At 62.7% G+C, this 19,017-nt stretch carries 14 protein-coding genes; 1 reads left to right on the plus strand and 13 read right to left on the minus strand.

Features of this window, described 5'->3' with window-relative positions; genetic code table 11:
* Positions 1-48 precede the first annotated feature (48 nt).
* Positions 49-1,032 carry a zinc-dependent alcohol dehydrogenase family protein gene (locus SJ05684_RS19935; RefSeq protein ID WP_034854382.1) on the minus strand — a complete coding sequence of 328 codons (984 nt, stop codon included), beginning with the start codon at positions 1,030-1,032 and terminating at the stop codon, positions 49-51.
* 169 nt (positions 1,033-1,201) lie between these two features.
* Between SJ05684_RS19935 and SJ05684_RS19940 the strand changes: the two genes are divergently transcribed.
* The gene (locus SJ05684_RS19940) at positions 1,202-1,672 is read left to right on the plus strand and encodes an NUDIX hydrolase (protein ID WP_034854381.1); all 471 of its coding nucleotides are present in this window, start codon (positions 1,202-1,204) and stop codon (positions 1,670-1,672) included.
* A 39-nt stretch (positions 1,673-1,711) separates the two neighbouring features.
* On the opposite strand, the gene SJ05684_RS19945 is transcribed toward SJ05684_RS19940, so the two are convergent.
* From SJ05684_RS19945 to SJ05684_RS20000, 12 genes are all read right to left on the minus strand, one after another.
* Positions 1,712-2,869 (minus strand): siroheme synthase family protein, encoded by a 1,158-nt coding sequence (locus tag SJ05684_RS19945; RefSeq protein ID WP_083846116.1) that lies wholly within the window; start codon positions 2,867-2,869, stop codon positions 1,712-1,714.
* Entirely contained in the window at positions 2,841-5,513 is a 2,673-nt protein-coding gene (locus SJ05684_RS19950) for a nitrate reductase (RefSeq protein WP_034854380.1), read from the minus strand. The genes SJ05684_RS19945 and SJ05684_RS19950 overlap by 29 nt, the downstream gene beginning before the upstream one ends.
* 336 nt (positions 5,514-5,849) lie before the next feature.
* Positions 5,850-7,583: a bifunctional protein-serine/threonine kinase/phosphatase gene (locus SJ05684_RS19955; RefSeq protein ID WP_050979987.1), complete on the minus strand. Its 1,734-nt coding sequence runs from the start codon at positions 7,581-7,583 to the stop codon at positions 5,850-5,852.
* 64 nt (positions 7,584-7,647) lie between these two features.
* Positions 7,648-8,493, minus strand: coding sequence for a formate/nitrite transporter family protein (locus tag SJ05684_RS19960; RefSeq protein WP_034854379.1), 846 nt, complete (start codon positions 8,491-8,493; stop codon positions 7,648-7,650).
* Between the two features lie 29 nt (positions 8,494-8,522).
* Complete coding sequence (nirD, locus tag SJ05684_RS19965; RefSeq protein WP_034854378.1) at positions 8,523-8,876, minus strand: nitrite reductase small subunit NirD; 354 nt, start codon at positions 8,874-8,876, stop codon at positions 8,523-8,525.
* The gene (nirB, locus tag SJ05684_RS19970; RefSeq protein WP_034854377.1) at positions 8,873-11,320 is read right to left on the minus strand and encodes a nitrite reductase large subunit NirB; all 2,448 of its coding nucleotides are present in this window, start codon (positions 11,318-11,320) and stop codon (positions 8,873-8,875) included. Before nirB ends, nirD begins: the two co-directional genes overlap by 4 nt.
* 4 nt (positions 11,321-11,324) lie before the next feature.
* Complete coding sequence (locus SJ05684_RS19975) at positions 11,325-13,097, minus strand: ABC transporter ATP-binding protein (RefSeq protein WP_050979984.1); 1,773 nt, start codon at positions 13,095-13,097, stop codon at positions 11,325-11,327.
* A gap of 8 nt (positions 13,098-13,105) precedes the next feature.
* Positions 13,106-14,179, minus strand: coding sequence for an ABC transporter permease (locus tag SJ05684_RS19980; RefSeq protein ID WP_034854376.1), 1,074 nt, complete (start codon positions 14,177-14,179; stop codon positions 13,106-13,108).
* Positions 14,180-14,258: 79 nt separating this feature from the next.
* Positions 14,259-15,659 carry a CmpA/NrtA family ABC transporter substrate-binding protein gene (locus SJ05684_RS19985; protein ID WP_034854375.1) on the minus strand — a complete coding sequence of 467 codons (1,401 nt, stop codon included), beginning with the start codon at positions 15,657-15,659 and terminating at the stop codon, positions 14,259-14,261.
* Positions 15,660-16,000: 341 nt separating this feature from the next.
* Positions 16,001-17,221: a CmpA/NrtA family ABC transporter substrate-binding protein gene (locus SJ05684_RS19990; RefSeq protein ID WP_034854374.1), complete on the minus strand. Its 1,221-nt coding sequence runs from the start codon at positions 17,219-17,221 to the stop codon at positions 16,001-16,003.
* The gene (locus tag SJ05684_RS19995; RefSeq protein ID WP_034854373.1) at positions 17,222-17,815 is read right to left on the minus strand and encodes an ANTAR domain-containing response regulator; all 594 of its coding nucleotides are present in this window, start codon (positions 17,813-17,815) and stop codon (positions 17,222-17,224) included.
* A gap of 150 nt (positions 17,816-17,965) precedes the next feature.
* Positions 17,966-19,012 (minus strand): glutathione synthase, encoded by a 1,047-nt coding sequence (locus SJ05684_RS20000; RefSeq protein ID WP_034854372.1) that lies wholly within the window; start codon positions 19,010-19,012, stop codon positions 17,966-17,968.
* Positions 19,013-19,017: the final 5 nt, after the last annotated feature.

The following is a 19,017-nucleotide window of genomic DNA, read 5'->3' on the forward strand; positions in this document are numbered from 1 at the left end:
GATCCCTGTCAACAAAGCCGTGCTCGGTTCGCGCCAGCAAAGGCGATCTCAGGGCACCAGCACGGCGGCGCCGCTCAGCCTGCCGTGGCGAAGATCATCGAGAGCGGCATTCGCCTCTTCGAGGGGGTAGACCGTCGTGCGGGTGTGCACCCTGGCGCGCGCGGCGATCGCGAGAAATTCGCGTGCGTCCTGCCGCGTCAGATTGGCAACGGAGAGAAGCTCGCGCTCGCCCCAGATGAGCGCATAGGGCATGGCAGGAATGTCGCTCATATGGATGCCGCCGCAGACGACCCGTCCTCCCTTGCGCACCGCCCGGAGCGCCGTCGGTACAAGTGATCCAACGGGCGCGAAGATGATTGCCGCGTCAAGGAGCTCCGGCGGAGATTCGTCCGACTTGCCGGCCCAGGCCGCGCCGAGTTCGCGCGCAAAGCGCTGCGCCTCCGTGTCGCTTGGTCGCGTGAAGGCATAAACTTCTCTCTTCTGCCAGGTACAGATTTGCGCGATGATGTGCGCGGCCGCACCGAAGCCGTACAGGCCGATGCGCCGGCAATCGCTTGCCCGCTTCAGCGAACGCCAGCCGATGAGACCGGCGCACAATAGAGGTGCGAGCGCCACGGGGTCGCCAGTGGGATCGAGCTCGAAGGCATAGTCGGCGTCCGCGATGACGTCGGTCGCGAAGCCGCCATCCCGGGTGTAACCGGTAAAAAGCGGCGCGTCGCACAGGTTTTCCGCCGCTGAGCGGCAATAGAAGCAGGTGCCGCAGGTGTGGCCGAGCCATGGCACGCCGACACGGCGGCCGATCCGTTCAGGACCCACGCCCGAGCCGACCGCCTCGACCACGCCGACGATCTCGTGGCCGGGAATGAGCGGCAGCTTCGGCTGCGGCAGGTCTCCATCGACCACATGCAGATCGGTCCGGCACACGGCACAGGCCTCGACCCTGAGCCTTATCTGTCCGGCAAGCGGGTCGGGAAGCGGGCGTTCGACCGCTACCAACGGCTTGCCGATTTCCTCAAGCACCATCGCTCGCATCGCCGAGCCTTTCTCGGAGAGCACGGATGAGCCGCACCCCGAACTTCCGACTATAGCGCATGGTTTTGACAAGGGTGCGGCTTTTTGAAAACCGGGCGCTGCACATGCCTTCACAGCTGTGCCGATCACTGCGACACTGCGCATTTTCTGCGGCAAACGAGGATCGCAAATGCCGAAGAGGAGCGCCGGCATTCTGCTTTACAAATACGACGCCGACAGGATTCGCGTCCTGCTCGTTCACCCTGGCGGACCTTTCTGGAGCAACCGGGATTTTGGCGCCTGGTCGATCCCGAAGGGCGAATACAATGCCGACGAGCAGCCGGACGCCGCGGCACGGCGCGAATTCCTCGAGGAGACCGGTATCGCGGTTACCGGCCCGCTCACGCCTCTTGGCGAAGAGCGCCAGAAGGGTGGCAAGTCGGTCGTGGCCTATGCGAGCGAGAGCGATTTCGACATTGACCGCCTCCGAAGCAACAGCTTCGACATGGAGTGGCCGCCCCGCAGCGGCCGGACGCAATCCTTTCCGGAGGTCGACCGCGCCGGCTGGTTTACGCTGGCGGACGCGCGCGCGAAGATAAACCCCGCGCAGCGGCCGTTCCTCGATCGGCTCGAGGAGCTGTGCTCCGGGAGCTCCCCTTGAGCCTCTCCGAGTTTCCGCACAATTGCGCAGGGACTCGCATCAGTGACTGGCGATATGCGCACGGCCTGGCGTGGCATCGGTCGCCCGAACTGCCATTGCCGCGCCAGCGGCGTCACCGCTATCCGCATCCACGCCTGCGACAAGCTCCACGGCAATGCCGAGCCGTTCAAGCCAATCCGCTTCCTCGAGGCTCACGCTTGTCGCCATCGGATTTCCGGGTTGAAGTCGGACGACGCGCTTGCCCGCTTTGGCGAGCGCCGCTATTCGCGCTCCATCTTCAGCCATCGGCCTGCCGCTTGCGGAAGGGTTCGGCTGGCTGACGAGGATACGCTTGGCCTCACGGCGGGCGAGTTCCAGGACGTCGTTGGAAATCCGCTCGTCATAGAGAATGACATCGGCTGCTTGCAGTGCGCGCACGGCCTTGAGCGTCAGCAGCTCCGCATCGCCTGGGCCGGCACCGACGATGGTGACGCGGCCGATGGCGGGGCGGGGCATCGCCAGACGCCCCATCTCCGCCACCAGCCGCGTCTCCACACCCTCCTCCGGTGTGTCCACGAAAGCCCGATCGACGAAGCGCTCCCAGAAGGAGCGGCGCGCGGCACCCGGCTGCAACTGCGCATTGACCCGTTCGCGGATCGCCTGAGCGATCATTGCCCAGCGTTTGATCGCCGGCGGTAGCAGCGTCTCTATCCGCCGGCGGATCGCCTGAGCGAGGATCGGTGCCGCTCCGCCGGTCGAGATCGCCACCACGACCGGGGAACGGTTGACGATCGATCCGAACTGAAACTGGCAGAAGGCGGGCTTGTCGATGACGTTCACCGGGACGCCGGCCGCTCGTGCCGCATTGAAAAAGGCCTCCGCTTCATAATCCTCTTCGCAATCGGCGATCGCCAGGGCTGCATCGGCAAAGATGTCCTCATGCCAGGCCTCGTCATGATGGATGAAGCGGCCGCCAGCATGGGCTGCCCCGCGGTCGAGGAGGTCAAGGAGGGCTTCGCCCAGTCCAGCGCGAGGCGCGTAAAGATGGACTTCTGCGCCCGAGGCCGCGATGAGCTCCGCCTTCCAGGCCGCCGCGTCGCTGCCGCCGGCGACGACGACTTTCTTCTGCGTCAGCGACCAGAAAAGCGGCAGCGTCGCGAGTTCTGCCACCCGTCGCGGCTTCGAGGCGTCATTCGGCAGCGGCTGCAAGGCAGGCATTGATGATCCCCCTGATTTCGGCGCGGCAGGAGCCGCAATTGGTGCCGGCGCTGAGCTTCTCGCCGATGGCCTCGACGCTGTGGCAGCCGTCGCGGATGGCGGCGGTGATCTGGTTGGCGCCGACGCTGAAGCACGAACAGACTGTCGCGCCCGGATCCGGTTTGTCGGCGCCTGGCCGTCCCGCCGCTACCGCGAAGCGCTTTCCGAGATTGGCGTGCGAGACGCCGAGCTGAGTTACCGCCCAATTGCGCGCGACGGCGACCGGCTGGGGCGAAAGGAAGAGGGCGGCGAGCAGTTTGTCGCCATCGAAGAAGGCGAGTCTCAATTCGCCGGACGTACGATCGGTGTAACCGATCGGTTCAATCTCGTGGGGAATGGAAAAGACCCGTCGGCTCCAGCCGATCCAATCGGCGTCATCCCCGGCGAAGGCGAGTTCCATGCGCCAGCCGCCTTCGGCCTTGGCGATCGCCCAATAGGGGGCATCGAGCCCCTCGGGTTTGCGGGCGGAGACGGCGAAGCCGTAGGTCGCGGCCGCGAAACGCATCGCGCGAACCGCCACGTTCTTGGAGGCGGGCTGACCGGAGAAAGGATCGGTGACCGGGGCAACGAGCGCGTCGATGCGGGCCTTTGCGGCGAACTGGTCGTTCCAGTGCATCGGCACAAAGAGATTTCCCTCCGCCTGACGTTCTGTGACGAGGGCGCGCACGACCACGATGCCGCAAGGGCTTTCGATCGCGACGAGATCGGCGTGCGCAGCGCCGATCGCCCGCGCGTCGCGCGGATGAATTTCGACGAAGGGTTCGGCGAGATGGCTGGATAGCCGGGCGCTCTTGCCGGTGCGGGTCATGGTGTGCCAGTGGTCGCGCACACGGCCGGTATTGAGCGTGAAGGGGAAGCCGTCGCTTCCGGTATTCGCCTTCGGCGCTTCGACCGGTATGAACGAGGCGCGACCGTCCGGGTGATAGAAGCCGCCCTCGGCGAAGAAGCGCTTTTCCTGCGGCGCCGTGCCTCTCGGTTGCGGCCATTGGAAGGGCGAGAGAGCGTCGTAGCTATCGTGGTCGATTGCCGCATGAGCGCTGATGTCGAAATCGCGGCGGCCGTCGTTCTCGAAGCCGGAGAGAGCCGCATGTTCGGCGAAGACCTCGGCCGGGGAAGTATGGCCGAGAGCCTGGCCGAAGCCCATCCGTCGCCCGACCTCGGCCAGTTGCCACCAGTCGGCGCGTGCCTCTTGCGGAGCTTTGAGAAAAGCCCGCTGCCGCGAGATCCGTCGCTCGGAATTGGTGACTGTGCCGTCCTTCTCGCCCCAACCGAGCGAGGGCAATAGGACATGGGCATGGCGGGCGGTATCGGTCTCGCGCAATATGTCGGAAACGACGACGAAGGGGCAGGCCTTGATCGCCGTCTCGACCGCGTCGGCGTCGGGCATGGATACGACCGGGTTCGTCGCCATGATCCAAAGCGCCTTGATGCGCCCTTGGGCGACGGCCCTGAACATGTCGACCGCCTTGAGGCCGGGCTTGGTTGCCAGCCCTGGCGCATTCCAGAATCGCTGCACCAGATCACGGTCACGCGGCTTTTCAAGGTCCATGTGGGCGGCGAGCATGTTGGCCAGCCCGCCCACTTCGCGCCCGCCCATGGCGTTTGGTTGACCCGTGAGCGAGAAAGGACCCATGCCGGTCCGGCCGATGCGGCCGGTCGCGAGGTGGCAGTTGAGGATGGCGTTGACCTTGTCGGTGCCGGCGGACGACTGGTTCACGCCCTGGCTGTAGCAGGTCACGACTTTTTCCGTCGTTTCGAACAGACGGTAGAAATCGCGGAGTTCCGCCTCTGTCAGGCCGGTCGCCTTGGTGAGTGCCGGAAGTTCGAGCGCCGAAGCGGCCGCAAAGGCTTCCGCGAAGCCATGCGTGTGCGCGGAGATGTAGTTCTGATCGATCGCGCCGCTTGTCACCAGATGGGTCAAGAGGCCGTTGAAGAGTGCCGTGTCCCCGTCAGGTGCGATCGCCAGATGCATGTCGGCAATATCGGAGGTCATCGTCCGCCGCGGGTCGATGACCACGACCTTCATTTCCGGCCGGCTCGCCTTTGCCGCGGCAAGGCGCTGGTAAAGGACTGGATGGCACCAGGCGAGATTGGAGCCCGTCAGTACGACGAGGTCGGCAAGCTCCAGGTCCTGATAAGTCCCCGGCACCGTGTCAGACCCAAAAGCGCGACGATGCCCCGCGACCGAGGAGGACATGCAGAGCCGCGAATTCGTGTCGATATTGCCCGAGCCGATGAAGCCCTTCATCAGCTTGTTGGCAATGTAGTAATCTTCCGTCAGCAATTGCCCCGACACGTAGAAGGCAACCGAGTCCGGACCATGTTCTGCGATGCTTTGCGAAAAGCGCGCGGCGACGAGGTCAAGGGCTTCCTCCCAGCCGGCCCGTCGGCCGCCGATTTCCGGATAGAGGAGGCGGCCTTCGAGATCGAGGGTCTCGGCGAGCGCCGATCCCTTGGAACAGAGCCGTCCGAAATTGGCCGGATGCTCAGGGTCGCCCTTGACGCTGACCGTGCCGTCATTGCTGACGCGGGCGATCACGCCGCAGCCGACACCGCAATAGGGACAGGTGGTCTTCGTGCTCTTCTCCTGGACCGGTTCTGGCATTCGCTCTTACCATTTCCTCTTTAGACACCGGGCTCGCGGTGGTGTGCACTGCTTTGGAAAATCGCCTTGAGCCCAAACGAAAAACCGGCCCAAACAAAAAACGCCATGCAATCAGCCAGGTCCCCTGAGGGAATGGATGAGTTACACAGCGTCGATGCTGGCGCCTGGATTTAAGGCTGGCGGCGGTTCCGCGCCGTTGCAGATCCGCCGCATGGAGAGGGGTCAAAGCGGCGATCACCGCCTGACTTGTTTATGCCCTATATTGGCAGAAGACACGCGATTGCACAAGATTTAATAGTTTGCATGTTATGCTCAAAAAATGAGCAAATGCCGCTTTCAGATGTAGTCTTTGAGGAGCATGCCGAAGATCACCAACGCCAGGAAGATCGTTAGGCCTTGCCAAACCAGCAGAGGGTTACGGTCCATCAGCGGTTGCCGACCAGCGCCGACGAGCTTTAGGTTCGGATGCGACAGGTCATAAACGAATTCGGTCAATGCCTGATAACGCTTGACGGGATCGGGATGAACCGCCTTGCGGATCGCGCCTTCCACCCAATCCGGCACGTCCGGCCGAATTTCGCGCAGGCTGTCGAAGCGCAGCCTCTGCTGCTGTTTCCTGCTTCTCGTCCGCGCGACGGCCGCGCCGTACGGGAGCTTTCCGGTCAGCATCTGATAGGCGATGACGCCGACCGAGAAGAGGTCCGACTGCTCGGTTCCCCGTTCTCCGAGGAAATATTCCGGCGCCGCGTATTGCACGGTGCCAAGGATGTGTCCGCGGTCGAAATCTGGCGCGGCCTCGTGGACGCCGGCGACCAGTGCCGAGCCGAAGTCGATGATCTTCACGGTGCCGTTCCGGTCGATCATGAGATTCTCGGGCCTCAAGTCCTGATGGATGATCTCCTTGCGATGGAGGGCGCGAAGTCCGTCAGCAATTTGACCGATCAAGTCGCGTACGGCGCGCAGATCCGCTCGGGGGTGATCGGCCATCCATTGGGCAAGGGTCTCGCCGTCTACGTACTCGGTGACGAGATAGAGGGAATGGCGCGGCAACAGTGGCTGGCCGCTCTTCAACACGTGCGCGCTCGAAATGCGGCGCGCGACCCACTCCTCCATCGCGAAGCGTCGAAGATAGCTGTCGTCTTCCCGCAGGTCGGCGGATGTAAATTTAAGCGCCACATGTTCCCCCGTTCCCGGTACGGAGGCCAGAAAGATATGGCTGCGATTGCTTGCATGGATCTGTCGGTGGAGCCGGTAGCCTTCGAAATCGCAGGGTACACGGGGCAGGGGCGCCGGGGGTAGCGAATCCGCACCATCGAAGACGGGTTCGAGATCGTCCTCGGGCAGGCTCTCGATGCGGACGATCTGGATCGTCAGGTTGTCGCCGCTTCCCGCTTCGTAGGCAGACGCGGCGATTTCGGCTGCTGCCGAAGAGAGGTCGCTAGCGGAGGCGACGGATGCCGCGATCTTGCGCGGCGAAACGCTGTTGTGGACACCGTCGGTCGTCAGCACGAAGACGTCGCCCGGCTGAACCTCCAGCCGCCGATAATCGATTTCGACCGACGGGCGCAGGCCCAGCGCCCGACCCAGATAGCTCTCGCTTTGCGACGATGCCAGGCGATGGTCGGTCGTGAGCGGCTCGAGATTGCGCCCGGAGAGACGCCAGACGCGGCTGTCGCCGATGTGGAATAGATAGGCCCTTTGGCCCTTCAGCACGAGGGCCGAAAACGTCGTCACATGCGCGTGGTCGCGATCCTCGATGCCCCGGTTCTGAGCGTTCAGCCAGGAATTGGTTGCCTCGATAACTCGGCTCGCAGCCGTTTTCACGGTCCAGGCATCGGAGGTGCAGTAATAGTCGGTCAGGAAGCTCTTGACCGCAGTCTCCGCGGCGATATGGCTGACCGGGCTCGAAGAGATGCCGTCGGCGATGGCGATGGCGATGCCCTTCATTATGAGGGCGGCGCCGTCCGGAACGATCGCGCCATGGAAATCCTGATTTGTCGCCTTGCGACCCGCTGACGAATATTGGCCGATCGTGGCCGTGAGTTTGACCGGGTCGAGAGACTTGAGCATTCGATCGTTCTCGATGAGAAGTGGCCCCGCCGTCTCGGGCGGGACCGGCTGGAATGGGTTCAGATCATTCCGCGGCAACCAGTCGCGCCGCTGACTTTTCGCCCTCCTTGCGGCTGGGCGAGGTCTTGTAATGGGTCGCGTAGATCATGCCGCCGACGAAGGTGAGGCCGCCGACGAGGTTTCCGACCACCGTGGGGATCTCGTTCCAGAGGAAGTAGTCCATCCATGTAAACTGACCGCCGAGCATGATGCCCGATGGGAAGAGGTACATGTTGACGATCGAGTGCTCGAAGCCGAGATAGAAGAAGATCAGGATCGGCATCCACATGGCAATGACCTTGCCGGAGACCGAGTTCGACATCATGGCCGCGACGACGCCGGTCGAAACCATCCAGTTGCACATGACTGCCCGGATAAAGAGCGTCAGCATGCCAGCGGCCCCGGCGGCCGCGTAGCCAAGCGTGCGCGATTCACCGATCGTGCCTATCTTCTGCCCCACCGCATTGGGTTCTTCCGAAAAGCCCATGGTGAAGATGATCGCCATGAAGACGGCGGTCGTCAGCGCGCCGGCAAAATTGCCGACGAAGACGAGGCCCCAGTTCCGTAAAATTCCGCCGATCGTCACGCCCGGGCGCTTGGCGATGAGCGCCAGGGGCGCCAGCGTGAAGACGCCGGTCAGAAGGTCGAAGCCCATGAGGTAAAGCAGACAGAAGCCGACCGGAAAGAGCAGGGCGCCGATCAGCGGATTTCCCGTATTGACTGTGACCGTGACCGCGAACGCTGCCGCGAGCGCGAGGATGGCCCCGGCCATGTAGGCGCGGATCAGAGTGTCCTTTGTGGACATGAAGACTTTGGACTCGCCCGCTTCGATCATCTTCGCGGCGAATTCCTGTGGAGCTACGTAGGACATCGCGGTTCCCCTTTTGCGTTTGATACGGCTCAGCGAGCCGCGGATTTGCCTGTCAGGTCGAGATAGATGTCCCGACCCTCGATCCGGACCGGGAAGGTTCGTGTCCTTCCATCGTCCGCGCCTTGGGCTTGCCCGGTTTCGAGCGAAATCACCCAGTTGTGGAGCGGGCACGTGACGCAGCCGTCATGTACGATCCCCGCGCTGAGCGGCCCGTTCTTGTGCGGGCATTTGTCTTCCAAGGCGAAGATCCGGTCATCGACGGTCCTGAAAACCGCGATTCTCGTTTCGTCCATGTGGACGCGACGCGAACCCTGGCGGGGGATATCATCGATGGAACCGACGAGAACCCATGCGGCCTCGGTTGCAAGATTGTGAGCGTTCATTCCGCGGCTTCCTTCTGGATGACGGCCATGGGCTTGAATTCGTGCTTGTCCTTGCCGGAGACGCGCTCCGACCAGGGGTCGACCTGGGCAAACCTCTGGCTGAAGACGAAACGGTCGAAATAGGCCTTGCGCTTTTCCGCGTCGTCCATGATCTGCCGCCGGATCTCATCGATGCCGACGCGTTTTGCCCATTTGTAGATTCGTTCGAGATAGCGGGCCTGCTCGCGATACATCTGCGTCAGCGCGACGATGTGCTCGAGCGCCTCGTCCTCGCTCCTGACGAGACCAAGCACCTCCGTGCCCTTGATGTCGAGGCCGGCGGCCCCGGCGAAATGGATTTCGTAGCCGGAATCGACGCAGACGACGCCGACGTCCTTGCAGGTTGCTTCCGCGCAGTTGCGCGGGCAGCCGGAGACGGCCATCTTGACCTTTGCCGGTGTCCAGGAGCCCCACATGAACTTCTCGATGCGGATGCCAAGCCCGGTCGAATCCTGGGTGCCGAAGCGGCACCATTCGGAGCCGACGCAGGTCTTCACCGTCCTCAAGCCTTTCGCGTAAGCCTGACCCGAGACGAAGCCGGCCTGGCCGAGGTCGGCCCAGACGGCAAGCAAGTCCTCCTTTTCGATTCCGAGCAGGTCGATGCGCTGGCCACCGGTCACCTTGACCATCGGCACGTTGAACTTGTCGACGACATCGGCGATGGCACGCAGCTCCTTCGAGCTCGTGACCCCGCCCCACATACGCGGCACTACCGAATAGGTACCGTCCTTCTGGATATTGGCGTGGACGCGCTCGTTGACAAAACGCGACTGGTAGTCGTCGGCATATTCGTCCGGCCAATCGCAGACGAGATAATAGTTGAGTGCCGGGCGACATTTGGCGCAGCCGCAGGAGGTCTTCCACTCGAGCTCCTGCATCACAGCGGGAATGGTCTTGAGTCCCTTTGCCTTGATCAGGCGGCGCACATCGTCATGGCCGAGGTCGGTGCAGCCGCAGATCGGCTGCACCGCGGCCGGATTATAGTTGTCACCGAGCGTGAGCGACATCAGTTGTTCGACCAGCCCCGTACAGGAGCCGCAGGAGGCGGAGGCCTTGGTGTGGGCGCGCACCTCGTCGAGCGAGGTAAGGCCCTTGTCGGTGATCGTCGAGACGATCTTGCCCTTGCAGACGCCGTTGCAGCCGCAGATTTCCGCATCATCCGGCAAGGCTGCAACGGCCGCCGTAGGGTCCAGGGGTGCACCCCCCTGATAGGCCTGGCCGAAGATCAAGGTATCGCGCATTTCGGAGATGTCCGTGCCGCGTTTCAACAGGTCGTTGAACCAGGCGCCATCGCCGGTCTCTCCGTAGAGCACCGTGCCGATAATGCGATTGTCCTTCAAGACCAGCCGCTTATAGATGCCGGCAGTGGCATCGCGAAGCACGATCTCCTCGCGTCCGTCGCCATCGGCGAAGTCACCGACCGAGTAGAGATTGATGCCGGTCACCTTCAGCTTGGTCGGCGTATCGGAATGCACGAAGGCGGCGCCGCGGTCGCCGGCGAGATGCGAAGCGGCGACGCGTGCCATTTCATAGAGCGGCGCCACGAGTCCGTAGACCATTCCGTCGACCTCGGCGCATTCGCCGAGCGCCATGATGTCGCCGTCGGAGGTCTGCATGCCGGCATCGACGACGATGCCGCGGTTGATGGCAAGCCCCGCCTCCTTGGCAAGGCCCACATTCGGCCTGATGCCGACCGCCATGACGACCAGCGTTGCCGGGATGATACGGCCGTCTTCGAGTTCGATGCCTTCGACCTTGGTCTCGCCGAGGATGCGCTTGGTGTTCGCCTTGGTAAGGACCTTGATGCCCCTCTCTTCGACCGCCTTCTGCAGGAGATAGCCTGCGGCCGGGTCGAGCTGGCGTTCCATCAGCGTCGGCATCACGTGCAGCACGGTCACGTCCATGCCGCGCGCTTTAAGGCCGGCCGCTGCTTCGAGGCCCAGCAGACCGCCGCCGATGACGACGGCCGTTTCGCGCGACTGCGCCGCGAGCAGCATCGCCTGCACGTCATCGAGATCGCGATAGGTGATGACGCCCTGCAGGTCCTTGCCGGGTACCGGAATGAGGAAGGGCACCGAACCGGTGGCGATCACCAGCTTGTCATAGCTTTCCGTAACGCCGTGATCGGAGGTGACCGTCTTTGCTTTACGATCGATCGCGACGATCTTGTGGCCCTTGTAGAGGGTGATGCCGTGCTTGATGTACCACCCGTCGCCATGGATGATGATCTCTTCATAATCCTTTTCGCCGGACAGTACCGGCGAGAGCATGATGCGGTCGTAATTGACGCGTGGTTCGGCATTGAAGATCGTCACCTCATAGCGCCCGGGCGCCTTTTCGAAGAGCTCTTCCAACATGCGGCCCGGCGCCATGCCGTTGCCAACGATCACCAGTCTCTCGGTCATTCCATTACTCCGCGGCTTGTTTCTTGAGGGGTTGGGCGGGCAACATCGTTCGGGCGGCGCGTTTCGCCCGGATCGCTTCGAGATGCTCGGGGTCGGGATTTGCGCCGCCTTCATAGGCCTCGAGGAACTCCAGCAGTTCCTCGCGATAGGCGTAGTAGTCGGGGTGCGACAGGAGCTCCTTGCGCGAGCGAGGCCGCGGCAGGTTCACCTCCATGATGTTGCCGATCCGGGCATTCGGTCCGTTCGACATCATTACGACGCGGTCTGCGAGCAGGATTGCCTCGTCGACGTCGTGGGTGACGCAGATCGCCGTCACCTGGGTGCGTTTCCAGACGTCCATCAGCACTTCCTGGAGTTCCCAACGGGTGAGGCTGTCCAGCATGCCAAAGGGCTCGTCGAGCAACAGCAGCTTCGGCGACAGCGCGAAGGCGCGGGCTATGCCGACGCGCTGTTTCATGCCGTTCGACAGATCGGCCGCCAGGCGATGCATGGCATCGCCGAGCCCGACGCGCTGCAGGTAATATTCGACGACGTCGCGACGTTCGGCGGGTGTCGCATCCGGATAAACGCGATCGACGCCGAGCGCGACATTCTCCCTCGCCGTCAGCCAGGGAAGCAGCGACGGTGCCTGGAACACCACCGCCCGGTCCGGCCCGGCTCCCGAGATCTCCCGCCCGTCGAGGATGATGCCGCCGGAGGAGATCGGGTTGAGGCCAGCCATCATCGACAGCACGGTCGACTTCCCGCAGCCGGAATGGCCGATGATCGAAATGAATTCGCCCTTGTTCATCTTGAGGTCGAAGCCGTCGACCACCGTCAGCGGACCCTTCGGCGTCGGGTAGACCTTGCGAACCTCGAAGAACTCGACATAGCTCTTCTCTATCGCCGAATGTGCCTTGCGGGCATAGGCTTCGGGCAGCTTGGCCGCCTTCTGCGTGATCGGAACCACGTTCGGCAGGGAGACGGCGCTGCCATCCTCGGATTTGCGATCGGCACCGAGATCCATCAGATACTCGGTAACGGCGCCGCGCAGGCGGATGAAATCGGCGTTGGAGTTCATTTCTGCCCGGTCGCGCGGCCGCGGCAGGTTCACCGCAAAACTGGGGCCGAGCGTCGCCTCCGGCCCGGGCGTGAGCGGAATGATCCGGTCCGCCAGCAGGATCGCCTCATCGACGTCATTGGTGATGAGGATGATGGTCTTTTTTTCCTTCGACGAAATATCGGCGAATTCGTCCTGCAGCTTGGAGCGGGTGAGTGCGTCGAGCGCCGAGAGAGGTTCGTCGAGCAGCAGCACGTCCGGTTTCATCGCGAGAGCCCGGGCGACGGCGACGCGCTGGCGCATGCCGCCGGAAAGTTCCGCCGGTCGGCGTTCCGTCGCGTGGGAGAGGCCGACCATGTCGATGTAATTCTGGACGATCGCCTTCCGCTCGGCCTTGGATTTCCCGGCATGCACTGCATCGACCGCCAGGGCGACATTGGCGCGGACCGAGAGCCAGGGCATCAGCGAATAGGACTGGAAAACGACCCCGCGCTCCGGACCGGGGCCGGTCACTTCCTTGTTGCGGAAGAGCACGGCGCCGCTATCGGGTGCCGTCAGGCCGGCTAGGAGGGAGATCAGCGTCGATTTCCCGGAGCCGGAAAAGCCGACGATCGCGATGAACTCGCCTTCCTGGACCCTGAGGTTCACGCCCGCAAGCACGTCGTTGCGAGACTTGCCCTCGCCGAAGGACTTCGCGACGTCGCTTAGTTCAAGAATAGTCCCATTGAGAATGGTCACGGGGCCTCCTACCGGTTCGACGAGAAGGTGAAGGCGGACTGCAGCGCGTACATGACGCGGTCCAGGAAGAAGCCGATGACACCGATCGTCAGCACCGCAACCATGATGCGCGCGAGCGAATCGGAGGAGCCGTTTTGGAACTCGTCCCAGACGAACTTTCCAAGGCCAGGATTCTGGGCGAGCATCTCGGCGGCGATCAGCACCATCCAACCCACGCCGAGCGAGAGCCTCAGGCCCGTGAAGATCAGGGGCAAGGCGGATGGCAGGACCAGCTTGCGGATGGTCGTCGCGGTCGAGAGCTGCAGCACCTTGCCGACATTGACCAGGTCCTTGTCGATCGAGGCGACACCGAGCGCCGTGTTGATGAGCGTCGGCCACAGCGAACAGAGGGTCACGGTCACGGCCGAGATCACCAGCGACTTCGGCAAGAAGTCCGAGGGATCGACGTAAAGGGCGGAGACAACCATGGTGACGATCGGCAGCCATGCCAGCGGGGAGACGGGCTTGAAAATCTGGATCAGCGGATTGATGGCGCCGTTGATCGTTTTCGAAAGGCCGGAGGCAATGCCGAGTGGCACGGCGAACAGCGTCGCGATCACGAAGCCGAGGCCGACGGTCAAGAGCGACGTGGCAATCTGATCGAGATAGGTGGGCTTGCCGGTGAAGACACGATGTTTCACCCGGTCGGACTTGCCTTCTGCGACGAGCTTGGCGTTGCGCTCGTCCTGCCGGGCATAGAAGGCGTCGGCCTTGCGGCGTTCCGCGAAATGGTCCTTGAGAAGCACGTTTGCCTGCTCGAACACTGCGGCCGGGCCTGGAATGGCGCCGAGCGAGGTTTGGACTTTCGGCGCGAGGACCGCCCAGAGGGCGAGGAAGAACAGGATGCCGGCAAGCGGCACCAGAAGCACCTTGCGGATCTCCGACATCTGTTCGGCGACGTTGTCGCCGGCCGCGATGCGCAGGATCGGGGTCACCCAGCCGAGGCCGAGCACGTTCAGCCAGCTGGCGGCTTTGTTGATCCGCTGGAACAGACGTTCTCGTCGCGCAAGCCTCGGGTCAGCTACGGTGATCGCTTGAGTCATGAATTCGTCTCATCTGTTAGGATTTGTGGGTCCAAGGGGTAGGCGGCGCGCCCCTAAGTTCGCGCCGCCTGCCGCATTCTCAGCCGCCGACTACCTCCGAACCGGATACGGTCTGGCCGCTCTTCAATCCGATCTTAAGGGAGTCGATGTAGGCGTTCGGGGCCTTGGCATCGAAAGTGACGCCGTCGATGAAGTCTGAAGTCGGCGCCTTGTAGCCGTCGGTGCCGAAGGGGAAGTCGGCCTTGTCCGCGTTGCCCTCTTCGATCAGCATCTCCGCCGCCTTCATGTAGACATCCGGCAGGTAGACGGACTTGGCGGTTTCCGCGTACCAGGCGTCGTCCTTGTGCTCGTCGATCTGGCCCCAGCGGCGCATCTGCGTCAGGTACCAGATAGCGTCCGAGTAATATGGATAGGTCGCGTAGTGGCGGAAGAAGACGTTGAAGTCCGGAACCTCGCGCTTGTCGCCCTTTTCGTATTCGAAGGTGCCGGTCATCGAGTTCGCGATGACCTCCGCATCGGCGCCGACATATTCGCTGCGTGACAGGATTTCGACCGCCTCTGGCCTGTTGGCGTTGTCGTTCTCGTCCAGCCATTCGGCGGCCCGGATGAGCGCCTTCGTCAGCGCGAGCGTCGTGTTCGGGTATTTCTCGGTGAATTCCTTCGTCAGCCCGAAGACCTTCTCCGGATTGTTCTTCCAGATTTCGTAATCGGTGATGACCGGAACGCCGATGCCCTTGAAGACGGCTGCCTGGTTCCACGGCTCGCCCACGCAATAGCCGACGATGGTGCCGGCTTCGAGGGTTGCCGGCATCTGCGGCGGCGGGGTCACCGAGAGCAGCGCATCGGCCTTGATCTGTCCCGAAACGTTTTCAGGCGAATAGAAGCCCGGATGGATGTCGCCGGATGCCAGCCAGTAGCGAAGTTCGTAATTGTGTGTTGACACAGGGAAGACCATGCCGAGATTAAACGGCTTGCCCTGTGCCTTGAACTGATCCACCACCGGCTTCAGCGCATCGGCCTTGATCGGGTGGACCGGCTTGCCGTCGTCGCCAACCGGAATGTGCTCTTTCATCATCGCCCAGACGTCGTTAGAGACGGTGATGCCGTTGCCGTTCAGGTCCATCGAGAAGGGCGTGACGATATGCGCCTTGGTGCCGAAGCCGATCGTTGCGGCGAGCGGTTGGCCGGCCAGCATGTGCGCACCGTCCAGTTCCCCGGTAATCACCCGGTCAAGCAGCACCTTCCAGTTCGCCTGCGGCTCGAGCGTGACGAACAGGCCCTCGTCTTCGAAGAAGCCCTTTTCATAGGCGATTGCCAGCGGCGCCATGTCGGTGAGCTTGATAAAGCCGAGCTTCAGTTCGTCCTTTTCCGGTTCCAGCATTTCTGCCGCTGCGACCGAGGCCGCGCTGCCAAAGAGGGCCGCCGCCAAGGCTGCGACGATCGAACACTTCGTGAATCTGTCAGTGGAAGCTCTGCTCATGCTTTTCTCCTGTTTGCCGGCGATGGGAGGTCGCCTGCGGCTGCGACGTTTCAGGGCACAAAAGAAAAGGCTGCCAAACCGAAGCCAACGCTCTCCCTCGTTCAGAGCGTGGTCCCAGTTTGGCAGCCTTGCCTTTAGCGCCCCCCATTGGACGCGAACTATGTCGAGCACCTCGAGGGGCTACGCTTTCATCAATGCAGGAACCGTGCCACTTTCGCTAATCAGGGGAATTCCAAGGTTTTCCAAGGGAATATGGAATAGTGGGAAAGGGAGCTCGGATGCTTTTTAAGTTGGTGCTTGAATAAATTTTGCGCAGTGCACAAAAAGACGGCAGAGGACGTTCAGCTTTGGCTCGCAAGATATTCGTCGAGCCGGTCGGGGTCGAATATTCGTCCATCGAAAAAGCCGTCGGGGCCGAGTACGAGCCCCTTCTCGGAAGCGCCCACGGGTGCCGCGGCTGTCAGTGCTCCTTCGACCTTCATATTGGCGCCCGGCATTGGCGCGGCCATCGGCTTTAATGCCTGGCGATAGATATCGGGGCGATAAGTGTCGCGCGCGCGCTCGGCCTGGGCGGGGGAATGCTCCGCGTGGCCCCAGCGGACCATCTGGCTGTAGAACCAGAGGGCGTGGCTCTGCCAGGGAAAGGTCGCTCCCTTTGCATGCGGCACGAAGAATTCCGGGATCGCGTCAGCTGCGCCGTCCCCAAGCGCCAAATGCCCGGTGAGGATCGGCATCAGCCTTTCGCGTGGAAGGCCCAGATGCTCAGCGGGGCTCATCAGCGCGGCGAGTTCTTCATGATTGGTAGTGTCGCCGCACCAGGTCGAGCTGCGATAAAGCGCCCGCAGCAGGGCGTCCAGCGCCGGGCGGTGTTCCGTGGCGAATCGAGCCGAGACGCCGAGCACCTTTTCGGGGCTGAGACGCCAGATCGACGCCTTGGTGGTGGCAATGCGCCCCGCGCCGCCTGCAATGGCAACGCTGTTCCAGGGTTCGCCGGCGCAGAAGCCGTCGATCGCGCCGGTCGCCAGCGCATCCGCCATGAGCGAGGGCGGAACCACGACGATCTCGACATCCCTTTCCGGGTCGATCCCGCAGGCTGAAAGCCAGTAGCGCAATTCGTAATTATGGCCTGAGAAGGGGTGGACGACGGCAAAGCGCAGCGGCGGCTCGCCCGCGGCACGGCGGTACTCGACGACCTGACTGAGCGCTGTGCCGTTTGCGCCCGGATCGGTGCCGGGGCCGGCACCCTTCCCAACCATGTGCCCCCAAAGGTCGCGCGAGACCGTGACGGCATTGCCGCCGAGCCCGAGCGCGAAGGGTGCGACAAGCTCCAGCGATAGCGGCGTCAAGCCCAGATTGGATGCAATCGGCATGGGGGCCAGCATATGCGCGGCCTGGAACTGACCGACCGCGATCCGGTCGCGGATGTTCGCCCAGGAAGTTTCCCGAACGAGTTGCACCGAAAGGCCTTCTTCGCCGGTAAAGCCTTTCTCGACGGCGGCAATCAGGACCGCGCTGTCGAAGAGCGGCATGTAACCGAGAGTGATGTCGGCGGTGGCAGCCATTCAGGGGTCCTCCAGCAATCCCGCCGCAAGCACCAGGCTCTGCGCGATCTCGGCAATTTTGCGATTCTGGTTCATCGCGGTCGTGCGCAGGAGCTTATAGGCCTCTTCCTCGCCGATGCCGCGCGATTTCATCAGGATGCCCTTGGCGCGGTCGATCACCTTGCGGTCCGCAAGCTCGCTGCGCGCTTCCGCCAACTCGCGCTCCATGCGCGAGAAGGCGTTGAAGCGGCCAATTGCCATGTCGAGGATCGGCTTTACCCGCTCCTGCCGCAGCCCGTCGACCACATAGGCGGAGACGCCGGCATCGATGGCCGCCTCGATCATGCTGCTGTCGGAGCGGTCGACGAACATGGCGATCGGGCGCTTGACCGAGCGGGAGAGCTGAAACATGCTCTCCAGCAAGTCGCGGTTGGGGTTTTCCAGATCGATGACGATCACGTCCGGCTGCAGCCGTTCAATGACGCGCCCGACGCCGTGGACATCGTGAACGACACTGACCCGGCTGTGGCCGGCATTGTGCAGCCCGGCCTCGATGATCGAGGCACGGATGGCGTTCTCGTCAATCACCAGAATGGTCAGGTCGCGATGAGTCATGCCGCATCATGATGCGGTGCAGCAAAATTCGCAATATGGCTGCCTAAATTATTTGCGTTTTCACAAGCTGCATCAATTTGAGGCGAATTCGGTGGGTGGCGACAAGCAGGAGATGAGTGGAAGCGGCCGCGTTATTGTCCCGGACTCGTATCAAAGAGTCGCCAGGGTACGGTTTGGCACCCTGCCGCGATAGAGTTCCTGTAGGTGAAGCTTGTTCTCCAGCGCGGTAATGACCTCGTCGCTGAAGTCCACGCCAACGATAGCCGCAATCTCGGGGAATCCACCGGGTGTGAAGACGTTGACCTCCAGCACCTTGTCGCCGACGATGTCGAGACCGACCAGGAACATGCCGTCTTCTACGAGCTTGGGACGAAGCTTTTCGGCGATTGCGAGAACCTCCGGTGTAATGGTGGCGGCTTCGGGCCTCCCGCTGGCGTGGATATTCGAGCGAACGTCGCCCTTTGCCGGGATGCGCCGAAAGGCGGCGTACACGCCGTCGCGCTCGAGTGGCCGTCCATTCATGAGGAAGAGGCGGATGTCTCCTGCGACCGCATCCGGCAGAAAGTCCTGTGCTATCAGATAACCGCCACCGCTGGCGACCTCGAAGATCTGGTTGAGGTTGACTTCGTCCTTGGATCCGATCTTGAAGACGTTCTTGCCGCCGGAGCCTTGCAGGGGCTTCAGTACGACGCCGCGCGAATGGCTGTCGATGAACGCCCGGATTTCTTCGATACTTCTGGAGATCAGCGTCGTCGGCCGTACGAGCTCAGGAAAGCCCTGGAAATAGAGCTTGTTCTGCGCAAGCGCCAAGCCTTCGGGGTCATTGAGGACGATTATGCCGCGCGCAGCCGCCAGCCGTCCAAAGTTCGTGCCGACATAAACCGCCCAGGGGCGGCTGTCTGCATCTTCGGAGGGGTCGTTTCGCAGAAAAAGCACATCGACCTCGCCCAACTCGATCGTGCTGATTTTCGCCTGCTTGCTCTTCAGGGCACCAAGCAACGTCTCGGGCTTCTTCGGCTTCGCGCCGTCCAAAGTCGTCGCGCGGATCAGCATGCTGTCGTCGGGGCGCAGTACGAAATCTCCCGGCGTGACGTAGCAGACCTCGTGGCCGCGCGCGAGCGCGGCCAGCGCCAGCCATGTCGTAGTATAGTAAGGCGCCTCGCCTTCGATGGAATTGACGAAAAAGGCGATGCGCATTTGCC

The sequence above is a fragment of the Sinorhizobium sojae CCBAU 05684 genome, from assembly GCF_002288525.1.
GTDB classification, from domain to species: Bacteria; Pseudomonadota; Alphaproteobacteria; order Rhizobiales; family Rhizobiaceae; genus Sinorhizobium; species Sinorhizobium sojae.